11 protein-coding genes are annotated in these 12,893 nt (G+C 63.7%); 2 read left to right on the top strand and 9 right to left on the bottom strand.

The window, feature by feature from the left end; all coding sequences use genetic code 11:
• Positions 1–44: 44 nt before the first annotated feature.
• From V7Q53_RS10285 to mutM, 9 genes are all read right to left on the bottom strand, one after another.
• Positions 45–659, bottom strand: a complete 615-nt coding sequence (locus tag V7Q53_RS10285; protein ID WP_333828452.1) for a class I SAM-dependent methyltransferase — start codon at positions 657–659, stop codon at positions 45–47.
• Positions 660–761: 102 nt separating this feature from the next.
• Positions 762–3,179 (bottom strand): DNA topoisomerase (ATP-hydrolyzing) subunit B, encoded by a 2,418-nt coding sequence (gene gyrB, locus V7Q53_RS10280; RefSeq protein WP_333828451.1) that lies wholly within the window; start codon positions 3,177–3,179, stop codon positions 762–764.
• Positions 3,180–3,260: 81 nt separating this feature from the next.
• Positions 3,261–3,881, bottom strand: coding sequence for a LysE family translocator (locus V7Q53_RS10275; protein ID WP_333828492.1), 621 nt, complete (start codon positions 3,879–3,881; stop codon positions 3,261–3,263).
• Between the two features lie 8 nt (positions 3,882–3,889).
• The gene (recF, locus tag V7Q53_RS10270; protein ID WP_333828450.1) at positions 3,890–4,987 is read right to left on the bottom strand and encodes a DNA replication/repair protein RecF; all 1,098 of its coding nucleotides are present in this window, start codon (positions 4,985–4,987) and stop codon (positions 3,890–3,892) included.
• Between the two features lie 103 nt (positions 4,988–5,090).
• Positions 5,091–6,209: a DNA polymerase III subunit beta gene (gene dnaN, locus V7Q53_RS10265; RefSeq protein ID WP_333828449.1), complete on the bottom strand. Its 1,119-nt coding sequence runs from the start codon at positions 6,207–6,209 to the stop codon at positions 5,091–5,093.
• A 147-nt stretch (positions 6,210–6,356) separates the two neighbouring features.
• Positions 6,357–7,739, bottom strand: a complete 1,383-nt coding sequence (gene dnaA, locus V7Q53_RS10260; RefSeq protein ID WP_333828448.1) for a chromosomal replication initiator protein DnaA — start codon at positions 7,737–7,739, stop codon at positions 6,357–6,359.
• Positions 7,740–8,262: 523 nt separating this feature from the next.
• Positions 8,263–8,529, bottom strand: a complete 267-nt coding sequence (gene rpsT, locus V7Q53_RS10255; protein WP_333828447.1) for a 30S ribosomal protein S20 — start codon at positions 8,527–8,529, stop codon at positions 8,263–8,265.
• A gap of 160 nt (positions 8,530–8,689) precedes the next feature.
• Positions 8,690–9,466 (bottom strand): enoyl-CoA hydratase, encoded by a 777-nt coding sequence (locus V7Q53_RS10250; RefSeq protein WP_333828446.1) that lies wholly within the window; start codon positions 9,464–9,466, stop codon positions 8,690–8,692.
• Positions 9,467–9,542: 76 nt separating this feature from the next.
• The gene (mutM, locus tag V7Q53_RS10245; RefSeq protein ID WP_333828445.1) at positions 9,543–10,406 is read right to left on the bottom strand and encodes a bifunctional DNA-formamidopyrimidine glycosylase/DNA-(apurinic or apyrimidinic site) lyase; all 864 of its coding nucleotides are present in this window, start codon (positions 10,404–10,406) and stop codon (positions 9,543–9,545) included.
• Positions 10,407–10,487: 81 nt separating this feature from the next.
• On the opposite strand from mutM, the gene ubiE reads away from it, so the two are divergent.
• Both ubiE and ubiB read left to right on the top strand, forming a co-directional pair.
• Positions 10,488–11,243, top strand: a complete 756-nt coding sequence (gene ubiE / locus V7Q53_RS10240) for a bifunctional demethylmenaquinone methyltransferase/2-methoxy-6-polyprenyl-1,4-benzoquinol methylase UbiE (RefSeq protein ID WP_333828444.1) — start codon at positions 10,488–10,490, stop codon at positions 11,241–11,243.
• A gap of 3 nt (positions 11,244–11,246) precedes the next feature.
• Entirely contained in the window at positions 11,247–12,779 is a 1,533-nt protein-coding gene (gene ubiB / locus V7Q53_RS10235) for a 2-polyprenylphenol 6-hydroxylase (RefSeq protein WP_333828443.1), read from the top strand.
• The last annotated feature ends 114 nt before the right edge of the window (positions 12,780–12,893 follow it).

Below are 12,893 nucleotides of genomic sequence, written 5' to 3'. Positions count from 1 at the left end.
GCCAATTCACCCCCTGAGGATATTTTCAGACAGAAAATGCGCAATCAGGTCTTTTGCATCCGCAGGAAGGTGAACAGGCCGAAGGGTGCCATGCGGCGCTCTTCGGCGACCTGAAGCGAGGGCTCGCCCATGATGCGGTCGCGTTCAAAGTCTGAATGCCAGCCCAGCTTGTCAGCCAGAGGCGCAAACAGCCGCTCTACCCAGGCCAGCAGCCCGTTTTCGCGCGCGAAATGGTTGACGATGATCACCTGACCGCCGGGTTTGCACACGCGCGCAACCTCGGCCATGACGCGCTCAGGGTTGGGGACGACGGAAACCAGATACATCGCCACCACGGTATCGAAATGCCCGTCAGGGAAATCAAGCGACTGGGCATCCATCTGCCGCAGCTCGCGCACCTGCGACAGGTTCTCGGTTTCAATGCGGCGGCGCGCAACCTGAAGCATGTCTTCGGAATAGTCGATGCCGGTCACTTCCAGATGCGGGGCATAGCGTGAGAGCGACAGGCCGGTGCCCACCCCAACCTCAAGCACGCGGCCGCGGCGGGCGTTGATGGTTTCCACCGCCCGGTTGCGCCCCATGCGGGTAATCCGCCCGAAGGTGGCATCATAGACCGGCGCCCAGCGGCGATAGGAATTCTTTACGGCATCAAGTTCCATGCGCGATGCTGCTCCTTACTGCGGTGGTGTTTACCAGGTTTGTGTAACGCTTTTTCCGGCAGGGAAAAAACAAAACCGGGTCACGGATGCGTCAACACCACCTCAGGTGTCGAGGTTTTCGACGCTGAGCGCGTTCTTCTGGATGAACTCGCGCCGGGGTTCGACGATATCGCCCATCAGCTTGCTGAAGATGTCGTCAGCCTCTACCAGATCTTCGACCTTCACCTGCAGCAGCGTGCGCGCGTTGGGGTCAAGCGTGGTTTCCCAGAGCTGGCCGGGGTTCATCTCGCCCAGCCCCTTGTAGCGCTGCAACGAAAGGCCCTTCTCGCCTTCGGTCAGAATGGCGTTCAGCAGGTCCACGGGACCGTAGATCACCTGGCTACGCTCACGGCGGACCAGCCGGGTGGGGCGGGCGTAAACATCCTGCAGCGACTGGGTGTGCCGCGAGAGGCGCCGGGCTTCGGCGGAGCGCAGCACCTGACCATCAAGCACCCGCACCTCTTCGACACCGCGCACCATGCGGGTCAGGCGGATGCCGTGGTCTTGCGTGGGCCGCCCCTGCCAGCCCTTTTCATACTCGCGCGCCACCAGATCCAGCCGTTCGGCCACGCGGTCAGCAACGGCCTGCGCGTTTGCATCCAGCTGGCCGGCAAGCAGGGCACCGGCGATGGCGGCCTGTTCCAGAATGTTGCGCGCGTAGTTTGTCGGAAATCTCTCAAGGCTCCGGCGCACTTCCCGCGCCTCGGTGATGATGCGCAGAAGATCCTGCCCGGTGATTTCCTCGCCATTCTCCAGCTTGAGGATGGCGCCGTCGATGCCCTGCTGGATCAGGTAATCTTCCAGCGCGGGCTTGTCCTTCAGATAAACCTCAGAGCGGCCGCGCGCGACCTTGAACAGCGGCGGCTCGGCGATATAGAGGTGCCCGCCCTCGATCAGCTGGGGCATCTGGCGGAAGAAGAAGGTCAGCAAAAGCGTGCGGATATGCGCGCCGTCCACATCGGCATCGGTCATGATGACGATCTTGTGGTAGCGCAGTTTCGCCAGATCGAATTCGTCGCGCCCGATGCCGGTGCCAAGCGCAGTGATCAGGGTGCCGATCTCCTGACTGCCCAGCATCCGGTCGAACCGCGCGCGCTCGACATTGAGGATCTTGCCTTTCAGGGGCAACACGGCCTGGTTCTGCCGCGACCGGCCCTGTTTCGCCGAACCACCTGCCGAGTCACCCTCGACGAGGAACAGTTCTGACAGCGCGGGGTCTTTCTCCTGGCAATCGGCCAGTTTGCCGGGCAGCGAGGCGACATCCAGCGCGGTCTTGCGGCGCGTCAGGTCACGCGCCTTGCGCGCCGCCTCGCGTGCCAGCGCGGCCTCGATGATCTTGCCGACGATGGATTTGGCCTGGCCCGGGTTCTCTTCGAACCATTCCGACAGCTTTTCGTTCACAAGGTTTTCGACCGCCGGGCGCACCTCGGACGAGACAAGCTTGTCCTTGGTCTGGCTGGAGAATTTGGGGTCAGGAACCTTGACCGACAGCACACAGGTCAGCCCCTCGCGCGCGTCATCGCCGGTGAAGTTGATCTTCTCGCGCTTGGCGATGCCGGAGGATTGCGCGTAGTTGTTGATGGTCCGCGTCAGCGCGCCCCGGAAGCCCGCCAGATGCGAGCCGCCGTCACGCTGGGGAATGTTGTTGGTGAAGGGCAGAACCGTCTCGTGGTAGCTGTCATTCCACCACATCGCCACTTCGATGCCGATATCGTCACGCTCGCCGGTGATGAAGATGGGGTCTGCCATGACCGGCGATTTGGAACGGTCGAGGTAGCGCACGAATTCGCGCACACCGCCCTCATAGAACAGCTCACTGCGCAGGATCTCGGCGGGGCGGCGGTCTTCGAGGATGATGCGCACGCCGGAATTGAGGAAGGCCAGTTCACGCAGCCGGTTTTCCAGCGTCTTGAAGCTGTATTCAAGGTTTGAGAAGGTATCGAGCGAGGCCATGAAGCGTACCTCGGTGCCCTTGCGGCCCTCGGCGTCGCCCACCACCTTCAGCGGGATAACGGTGTCGCCGCGCTCAAAGCGGGCGTAATGTTCCTTGCCGTTGCGCCAGATGCGCAGGTCCAGCCAGTCGCTGAGCGCGTTCACCACGGACACACCCACGCCGTGCAGGCCGCCGGACACCTTGTAGCTGTTGGAGTCAAACTTGCCGCCCGCATGAAGCTGGGTCATGATGACCTCGGCGGCTGAGACCCCCTCTTCGGTATGAATGGCGGTAGGAATGCCGCGCCCGTTATCGGTGACGGAGACGCTGGAATCGTTGTGAATGATCACTGTTACGGCATCGGCATGGCCTGCAAGGGCTTCGTCAATGCCGTTATCGACGACCTCATACACCATGTGATGCAGGCCCGAGCCATCATCCGTATCGCCGATATACATGCCCGGACGTTTGCGCACCGCATCCAGGCCCTTGAGAACCTTGATGGAATCGGCGCCATATTCTTCGTTCTGGGCGGGTTGCGCGCTCATGCCAGTTTCCCTTGATTTCACTGCCTGACTTATAGGCAGTTCCGGGGGGATTGTCACGCGCCCGACACAAGATTTAGCGGTTCACCCCAGCGCGATTGCGATGCCGACAACAACCAGCAGCCCCCCGGCAATGCGATTGGTGCGCGCCACCGCTTTAGGCGAGCGCAAAAGGGCGCGCGCCTTGCCGATCAGCGCCGCCACCGTCAGATTGCCCGCCATCGGAATGATGGCCGAGATTGCCAGAATGGCGACAATGTCAGCGGCAGTGATCTGGCTGAGATCAAAGAAGCCCGGCAGCACACCCATGTAGAACAGGATCGCCTTCGGGTTGGCGAGGATCACGGCGACACCGGCGGTGAACCCTGCCCAGCGGCCCGGCTTCGTCAGACGGCTGTCGGCGGAAAGGTCGCGCTGCGCGTGGCGGATCAGCTGCACGCCCATGATGATGAAGACCGCCACCGCGATCCAGCGCATCAGGCCAAGGATATCGCCGTAGAGCGATACAATCCAGCTGAGGCCGAAGATCGCGGCGAGCGGCCACATCAGATCGCCCAGCGAGACCCCGATCGCCAGCGGCACCGCCGAGGCAAAACCGCCCGACAGGCTGCGTGCCGTCAGCGCCACCCAGACCGGGCCGGGGGTGATGAACAGAAGGAAGATCGCCCCGGCGTAAAGGGTCAGTTGCCAGGGGGTGACGGTCAGGGCAAAGCTCATGGCTGCGGGCTTTCAGCAAGGCGGGAATGGCCGCCATCATCAGTAAGGGTGAACCAGTGGGCGCGCGGGCCAAGCGGGGCAAAAAGCGCGGGCTCGGTGCCGGTGAGAAAGACCTGCGCCCCCAGCGCGCAAAGCTCATCAAAAAGCGCGGCGCGGCGGGTGGCGTCAAGATGGGCGGCAAGCTCGTCCAGCAGCAGGATCGGCGGGGTGCCGGTATCCGCGGCCAGCGCGCGGGCATTGGCCAGCACCAGCGACAGAAGCAGCGCTTTCTGCTCGCCGGTGGAGCATTGCGCGGCGCTCATCCCCTTGGCCCGCCAGACCGCGCCCAGATCGGCGCGATGGGGGCCAAGCAGGCTGCGCCCGGCGGCCATATCTGCGCGGCGGCTGCCGGCGAGAGCCTGCGCCAGCGCCGGCTCATCGGTGGGTGCGTCGCATGAGAGCGTCAGATCGGCGGCGGGAAAGGCGCTGGAAGGGTCGCTGGCCTGCGCCAGCCGGGCGATGACCATGCGGCGGTTGGCACTGAGCTGCGCGCCCGATTGCGCCATCTGCGCTTCCAGCGCGCCATACCACGCACCGTCAGCCACATGATCGCGCAGGAGGCGATTGCGCTGGCGCATGGCCTTTTCATACCCCAGCGCGGCCTCTGCATGATCGGGGACGAAGGCCAGCACCATCCGGTCCAGAAACCGCCGTCGCCCCTCAGCCGCCTCGATCCAGAGGCGGTCCATGGCCGGGGTCAGCCAGAGCATGGAGGCCACGCGCCCCAGCGCCGATTGCGGCGCGGCCTTGCCGTCAATGCGCAGGCTGCGGGGCTGGCCGGGCAGCGCGCCGGTTTCAACTTCGTGCAACGCGTCGCCGCGCGCGATGGTAGCGGTGATCTTCCAACCGATGCCCTGCGGCTGGCGGATCAACTCCTCAGGTGCGGCGCGGCGCAGGCCACGGCCAGGGGACAAAAGTGAGATCGCCTCGATCAGATTGGTCTTGCCCGCGCCATTCGCGCCCAGAAACACCACCGGGCGCCCATCAAACGCCGCTTCCGTGCGCTGATGCGAGCGGAAATGCGAGAGCTTCAGATGGGTCAGACGCAGCGCCATGACGGGAACCGGGCAAAAAGGGAAGGGGGGCGCTGCCCCCCTCTTGGCTGCGCCAATTCACCCCCCGGCGTATTTTCGGCAAGATGAAGGGGGCGCGGCGGAGTCAGACGCGCATCGGCATGACGACATAGACCGCGCTGGTATCATTGCCTTCGCGCACCAGCGCCGGGTCGCCCGCCGTGTTGAACAGGAAGACGGCGTTTTCACGGTCGATCTGGCTGGCGATTTCCAGCAGGTATTTGGCGTTGAAGCCGATCTCAAGCTTTTCGTCGCCGTAAGCCACCACCAGCTCGTCGCTGGCATTGCCGCTGTCAGGCGAATTGACGGAAAGCGTGAGCTTGTCTTCCTCCAGCATCAGCTTCACCGCGCGCGACCGCTCGGAGGAAACCGTGGCGACGCGGTCAACGGCCTTGGCGAAATCATTCGCATCCACCTCAAGGCGCTTGGTGTTCCCGGAGGGAATGACGCGGGTATAGTCAGGGAAGGTGCCGTCGATGACCTTGGAGGTCAGCGAGATTTCCGGCGTTGCAAAGCGCACCTTGGTTTCCGAGACCGAGATGGCGATCTGCATCTCGTCATCATCCAGAAGCTTGCGCAGTTCACCCACCGTCTTGCGCGGGACGATCACGCCGGGCATGTCTTCGGCGCCCGGGGGCAGCGGGGCATCGACGCGCGCCAGACGGTGGCCATCGGTGGCCACGCAGCGCAGCATGCGCCCGCCCTCGCCCTCGGCGACATGCATATAGACGCCGTTGAGGTAGTAGCGGGTTTCCTCGGTCGAGATGGCGAATTTCGATTTCTCGAACAGGCGTTTGAGAACACCCGCCTTGGCCGCGAAATTCGAGGTGTATTCAGACGAGGCCATGACCGGGAAATCTTCGCGCGGCAGCGTTGCCAGCGAGAAGGTGGAGCGCCCGGCCTCGACCGTGAGCCGCCCGGTGCGGGGGTCATCGGTGAGCGCGACCAGCGCGCCGTCAGGCAGTTTGCGCACGATCTCATGCAGCATGACCGCCGAGACGGTTGTTGCGCCCGCGCGTTCGACCTGCGCCAGCGCGCGGTCAACCACCTCGATGTCGAGGTCGGTGGCGCGGAAGCTGACGCTTTCGCCCTCAGCCTCGATCAGGACGTTGGCGAGGATCGGAATGGTATTGCGCCGCTCGACGACCGATTGCGCCTGCGACACGGCCTTGAGCAGGGTGGCGCGTTCGATGCTGATCTTCATGGCTCCGGTCCTCCGCCCCTGTGGGGCAAACAGCAAAACAAGGGAGGCCGAGACTAGCGAAAACCGGCCCGGCCTCAAGGGCAAAGTGACGTTTTGCAATGGTTTGGGGCCCTTTGTGCCTGAGGTCAAGCACAAGGAGGGCCGTGGTCAGCTTTCCAGAAGGCGGCGGAGCAGATCAAGATCCTCGGCAAGCTGGCTATCGGCGGCGCGCAGCTCTTCAACCTTCTTCACGCCGTGCATGATTGTGGTGTGGTCGCGCCCGCCGAAACGGCGCCCGATATCGGGCAGCGAGCGGGTGGTCATCTGCTTGGCGAGATACATTGCAATCTGCCGCGGGCGGGCGATGGTGCGCAGGCGTTTGGGGCCGATCATGTCGGACAGGCGGATATTGTAATGCTCAGCCACCTTGCGCTGGATCTCTTCGACGGTGACCTTGCGGTCAGAGGAGCGCAGGATATCGGCCAGCGTATCCTGTGCCAGATCAAGCGTGATCTCGCGGCCGACAAGGCTGGCCAGCGCGAAGAGCCGGGTCAGCGCGCCTTCAAGGACGCGGACATTGGTGGTGATTCGATGGGCGAGAAACTCAAGCACGCCATCGCCCATCGCGACATTGCCATAGGTGGTGCGGTTCTGTTCGACCTTTTGCTGCAGGATGCCGAGGCGCAGCTCATAATCGGTCGGATGCAGATCAACCACCAGCCCGCATTGCAGGCGGGATTTGATCCGGTCTTCAAGATCCTTGATCTCGCCCGGTGCGCGGTCGGCGGAAATGACGATCTGCTTGTTCTGATCCACCAGCGCGTTGAAGGTGTGGAAGAACTCTTCCTGCGTGCTTTCCTTGCCGGCGATGAATTGGACATCATCCACCATCAGCACATCGACCGAGCGGAAGAGGCCCTTGAAATCCATGATCTGGCGGTCGCGCAGGGCCTGCACGAAGCGATACATGAACTGCTCGGCGGAGAGGTAGAGCACGCGCAGATCAGGCTGGCGCGCCTGAAGCTCCCAGCCGATGGCATGCATAAGGTGGGTTTTGCCCAGACCCACGCCGCCATAGAGAAACAGCGGGTTGAAGGTGACCGGCCCGCCCTCGGCCACGCGGCGGGCGGCGGCATGGGCAAGCGCGTTGGGCTTGCCCACCACGAAATTATCAAACGTGAAACGCTGATCCAGCGCGGCGGCGGGCAGATCGCCGTCGTCGGAGGCGCGGGGCGTGGCGGGCACGGCGGGCGTGGGGGTGCCGCTGGCGGTAATCGCGCGCTGGACCGAGGCCGGGGCGCGCGCGACCTGCGCATCAACGGTGATCTCTACACGATGGACGATCTGACCATTGGCGATCAGCGCGCGCATGATGTGCTCGGCGAAATTGCGGTTGACCCAGTTGGCGACGAAATTGGTGGGTGCGGTCAGATGGGCAACGCCTTCGCCAAGGCTGGCGAGGCGCAGCGGTTCGATCCAGGTTATGTAGTTGTTATCGCCAACCAGCCCTTGCAATACATTTCGAACGTCGCCCCACACCGCGTTTGTCATTCTGTCCCGACCTATGCGCCATGCGCTTTCGCGCTGGCCTCTTCTTGTTATCAACCGCGCCGGGCGAACCCGGACTTTTCCGCGCAACACATCACGTGACCGGAACCGGCCCGAAGCGGGGGCCGGACGGCACCAAAAATCTATCCTGCATCCTGCCCTCAGGCGAATGCACACAATATGGGGTCGGGCACGAACCGGGCGCAGCAGCGCCAGTCAGTTCAGTACCGGGCACGAAAATCCTGACAGGCCGCAGCGGGCAAGGCTGCAGCACAAGAAAGATAAACGTGTCACATTCAGACCCCCCCAGGGCAATGTGAATCGCAAGGCCAAGCTACCAAGAGGTGCTGGCAGGGGGCAATCAAACAACTCGCTTGACACTTGCCCGGGGGAAAAGAATCGCTTGGGCCGTGCGCTTCATGTCACAGGCGGGTTCGCGGACCGCAAAGAAAAAGCGCACCCGGAGAGGGTGCGCTTGCAGCAGGGCATGGGTGCCGGTGGTCCCCTCGCGGGGTGCCAGGCGTGATCAGGCGGTGAGAACCTTCACACGGTGCGACAGGCGCGACATCTTGCGCGCAACGGTGTTCTTGTGCAGCACACCCTTGGTGACACCACGGTCCAGCTCAGGTTGGGCGGCCAGCAACGCGGCCTTGGCGGCCTCGGCATCGCCGGAAGCAAGCGCTTCTTCGACCTTGCGCAGATAGGTGCGGATGCGCGAGCGGCGGGCTTTGTTGATCTCAAAGCGACGTTCGTTCTGACGGGCGCGTTTCTTGGACTGGGGCGTATTGGCCATGGGTGTTCTGATCTTTCGGGTCTGTTACGGTTCTATCGCGCAAAAGACCCGGACCCGGCCAAAGCTTGCCAGATCGATTCTTGCCTAAGCGGGCCCACGCGCATGTGGCGGCAGCCTATAAGGCAAAGCCGGAGGGAAGGAAATAGGAAATCGCGCGCGCTCAGCGGTCGCGGAACTGGGGCTCACGTTTTTCGAGGAAGGCGCTCATGCCTTCCTTCTGGTCTTCGGTGGCAAACAGCGCGTGGAAGGAGCGGCGTTCAAACAGAATCCCTTCGCGCAGAGTGGTTTCATAGCTGCGGTTCACGGCTTCTTTCACCACCTTGGTGGCAATGGCCGATTTCGAGGCGATCTTCTGCGCCGCTGCCATCGCCTCGTCCAGCAGCTTCTTGGCGGGCACCACACGGCTGACAAGGCCAGAGCGCTCAGCCTCTTCGGCATCCATGAAGCGGCCGGTGAGGTGCATGTCCATCGCCTTGGACTTGCCGATGAAGCGCGTCAGGCGCTGGGTGCCGCCGATCCCGGCAACAACGCCCAGATTGATCTCAGGCTGGCCGAATTTGGCATTGTCGGCGGCGATGATGAAATCGCACATCAACGCCAGTTCGCATCCGCCACCCAGGGCATAACCCGCTACAGCCGCGATGATCGGCTTGCGCACGCTGACAAGGTCATCGCTTTCGGGGCCGAAAAGATCGCTTTCCAGCACGTCTACATAGCTTTTGGTAGCCATTTCGCTGATATCGGCCCCGGCGGCGAATGCCTTCTCCGAGCCGGTGATGATGATACAGCGCACCTTCTCATTGCGGTCGGCCGCTTTCAGCGCCTCGGACAGTTCCGACATCAGCTTTGCGTTCAGCGCGTTCAGCGCCTCGGGCCGGTTGAGCTTGATAAGCGCAACATGCTGGGCGATATCGACGATGATGGTTTCGTAAGCCATGAGGGGACCCCCGTTAAGCGTTCAAGGGTCCGTGAATAACAGGATGGGCGCGGGGATCAAGCGGACTCTCGACAGGTTAAATCTGGCAGACAGGGCAGAAGAAGCTTGATCGCCCGCCCTGCACGATCCGGCTGATCTGGCCCGGGCAGGCCGGGGTGGGGCAGGGGTGGCCCGCGCGGTCATAGACGCGGAAGCTGTGCTGAAAATAGCCCAGTTCGCCATCGGCTTGCCGATAATCGCGCAGGCTGGAGCCACCTGCCGTAATCGCCTCCTGCAACACCTCGCGGATGATCGCCGCCAGCACCTCAAGCTGTGCCGCGCTGATGCGCCCGCCGGCGCGGGCCGGGTGGATACCGGCGCGGAACAAGGCTTCGCAGACATAGATATTGCCGAGGCCCGCAACGATTCGCTGATCCAGCAGCAGCGCCTTGACCGGCCCCTTGCGCCCCTTCAGCCGTGCCGCCAGATAGGCGCCGCTGAAGGTGTTGCCCAATGGCTCAGGCCCCAGCGTGGCCAGAAGCGGGTGGGCGTCGGCGCTATCCGTGGCGATCAGGTCCAGCGCGCCAAAGCGGCGGGCGTCGTTGAAGGCCACGCGCGCGCCGTTATCCATGTGAAAGATCACATGGTCATGCTTTTCAGGCGCCGGGTGGTGGTGGTGGAACTGCCCGGGCACATGCGGCGCCTCCAGCCCTGACAGGGTGATGCGCCCGGACATGCCCAGATGCAGCAGCATGGTCTCATTGGTGGAAAGGTCGGCCAGTATGTATTTTGACCGCCGCCTGAGCCGCTCAACCCGCGCGCCCTCCAGCCGCTGCGCAAGGCCGAGCGGGAAGGGCCAGCGCAGCCCCTCGCGCCGCACCTCGGTGCGCAGGATGCGTTGCCCCTCCATCGCCGGTTGCAGGCCACGGCGCACAGTTTCCACTTCAGGCAGTTCAGGCACATCAGGCTCCGGCGTCGCATTGTGCAGGGGCCGCATCCTCCTGTAAGGAGGAACAAGGCGCAAGGTCTGACAGGAGGCGGTATGAGCCCGGACAACCCGCAAACCACGCATTTCGGTTTTCAGACCGTCGATGAGGGCCAGAAGGCCGGGATGGTGCACGGGGTCTTCACGCGCGTCGCCTCGAAATACGACGTGATGAATGACCTGATGTCGATGGGCATTCACCGCATCTGGAAAGACGCGATGATGGACTGGCTTGCCCCGCGCCCGGGCCAGCGCCTGCTGGATGTGGCGGGCGGCACCGGCGATGTGGCGTTCCGGTTTCTGAAGCGCGCGGGTGCGGGGGCGCAGGCAACCGTGCTGGACCTGACCGAATCGATGCTGGAAGAGGGGCGCAAACGTGCCGAGGCCGAGGATCTGGCCGGGGCGCTGGACTGGGTGGTGGGTGACGCCATGGCGCTGCCCTTCGCGGACAATACCTTTGATGTCTATACAATCAGCTTCGGCATCCGCAACGTCACCCGCATTCCCGATGCCCTGCGCGAGGCGTATCGCGTGCTGCGCCCCGGCGGGCGGCTGATGGTGCTGGAATTCAGCCAGCTGCCCAGCCCGGCGCTGCAAAAGGCCTATGATCTGTATTCTTTCAACGTGATTCCGACGATGGGGAAGATCGTGGCGAATGACCGCGAGAGCTATCAGTATCTGGTCGAATCGATCCGAAAATTCCCTGAGCAGGAGGTGTTCGCCGCAATGATCCGCGACGCCGGGTTTGAACAGGTGAAGTACCGCAACCTGTCGATGGGCATCGCCGCGCTGCATTCCGGCTGGAAGATCTGAGCGATGCGGGGCCCGCATAACATCTGGCGGCTGATCCGCACCGGCGCGACTTTTGAGCGCACGGGCGCCATGCATGATGTGCTGGACGCCATGAAGGCCCCGCCACGCCTGCGGCTGGCCGCGCGCGTGCTGGGCTGGCCGTTCAAGCTGCTGGGCCTGCGCGGTGATCCGGCCCTGCCGCCCCTTGTGCGGGCGCTGACCGCGCTGGGCCCGGCCTATATCAAGTTCGGCCAGACACTGGCGACGCGGCCCGATATTGTGGGGGCAGATCTGGCCATCCAGCTTCGCTACCTGCAGGACAAGCTGCCGCCTTTCCCGCTGGCACAGGCGCGCGCCCAGTTCGAGGCTGAAATGGAAATGCCGGTTGATTCGGTCTTTTCCAGCTTTTCCGAGCCGGTTGCCGCTGCCTCCATTGCGCAGGTGCACCGCGCGCGGGTGATCGAAACCGGCGAGGATGTGGCGGTCAAGGTGCTGCGGCCCGGGATTGAACGCGCGTTCCGCAAGGATATCGACGCGTTCTATTTCGCCGCCGGGATGATCGAATGGCTCCTGCCCTCCACCCGCCGCCTGCGTCCGGGCGATGTGATCGCGCATTTTGACAGCGTGGTGCAGGGAGAGCTGGACCTGCGGATGGAAACCGCCGCCGCTGCCGAATTTGCCGCCAATACCGAGGAAGACGCCGGCTTCCGTGTGCCGCGCCCGCTGTGGCACCTTTCCGGCCGCTCGGTGATGACGCTGGGCTGGGCCGAGGGCGTGCCGCTGGGCGACAATGCCGCGATTGATGCGCTGGGCGTGGATCGGGCGGAACTGGCCACGCGGGTGCTGCGGCTGTTCCTGAAACACGCCATGCGCGACGGATTCTTTCACGGCGATATGCATCAGGGCAATCTGAAGGTCGCCGCGAATGGCGATATCATTGCCTATGATTTCGGCATCATGGGCCAGATCGACGAATATTCGCGCCGGGTCTATGCCGAAATCCTGTTCGGATTTATCCGCAAGGACTACCGCCGCGTTGCCGAGGTGCATTTCGAGGCAGGCTATGTGCCCGCTGACCGCGATATCGACGAGTTCGCCCGCGCCCTGCGCTCGGTCGGGGAGCCGATCTTCGGGATGGATGCGACGCGGATTTCGATGGCGCGGCTTCTGAGCTACCTGTTCGAGGTGACCGAGCGTTTCGGCATGGAAACGCGGACCGAGCTGATCCTGCTGCAGCGCACCATGGTCGTGGTCGAAGGGGTGGCGCGCTCGCTCAACCCGTCGATCAACATCTGGGAAGTGGCGCAGCCGGTTGTCGAGGATTATATCCGTGGCAATCTGGGCCCGGCGGCGATGGCGCGGGATCTGGCGCGCACGGCGCGGGTTCTCAGCCGGTTCGGGCCGCAATTGCCCGCCGTCGTTGAGGCCGCGCTGATCCGCCTGCGCACCCCTCCGCCCGATGCCGGGCGGCGCGTGGGCCTGCACCCGGTGTGGTGGGTGCTTCTGGGTGCGGCGATCAGCGGGCTGGGATTCTGGGCGGGGGTTGCGGCGGGCTGAAACGGCTGGCGCCGACTGCCTCTTGCGGAGGGCTGATTGCCTGGGTGGCGTGTATCGAGGGGATATTGGCACAGGCGACCCGTCAATACAGACCGCCGAGGGCCCCATCAGGGG

Source organism: Pararhodobacter sp., from assembly GCF_036802785.1.
Lineage (GTDB): Bacteria > Pseudomonadota > Alphaproteobacteria > Rhodobacterales > Rhodobacteraceae > Pararhodobacter.
The sequence above is the reverse complement of the archived record's forward strand: the minus strand, read 5'-3'. Positions and strand labels throughout refer to the sequence as shown.

Excerpts from the sequence above, each read along its gene's own strand:
- gyrB (WP_333828451.1), bottom strand. The coding sequence starts at position 3,179 with ATGAGCGCGCAACCCGCCCAGAACGAAGAATATGGCGCCGATTCCATC.
- rpsT (WP_333828447.1), bottom strand. The coding sequence starts at position 8,529 with ATGGCCAATACGCCCCAGTCCAAGAAACGCGCCCGTCAGAACGAACGT.
- ubiB (WP_333828443.1), top strand. The coding sequence starts at position 11,247 with ATGCGGGGCCCGCATAACATCTGGCGGCTGATCCGCACCGGCGCGACT.
- V7Q53_RS10285 (WP_333828452.1), bottom strand. The coding sequence starts at position 659 with ATGGAACTTGATGCCGTAAAGAATTCCTATCGCCGCTGGGCGCCGGTC.
- V7Q53_RS10250 (WP_333828446.1), bottom strand. The coding sequence starts at position 9,466 with ATGGCTTACGAAACCATCATCGTCGATATCGCCCAGCATGTTGCGCTT.
- dnaA (WP_333828448.1), bottom strand. The coding sequence starts at position 7,739 with ATGACAAACGCGGTGTGGGGCGACGTTCGAAATGTATTGCAAGGGCTG.
- dnaN (WP_333828449.1), bottom strand. The coding sequence starts at position 6,209 with ATGAAGATCAGCATCGAACGCGCCACCCTGCTCAAGGCCGTGTCGCAG.
- recF (WP_333828450.1), bottom strand. The coding sequence starts at position 4,987 with ATGGCGCTGCGTCTGACCCATCTGAAGCTCTCGCATTTCCGCTCGCAT.
- ubiE (WP_333828444.1), top strand. The coding sequence starts at position 10,488 with ATGAGCCCGGACAACCCGCAAACCACGCATTTCGGTTTTCAGACCGTC.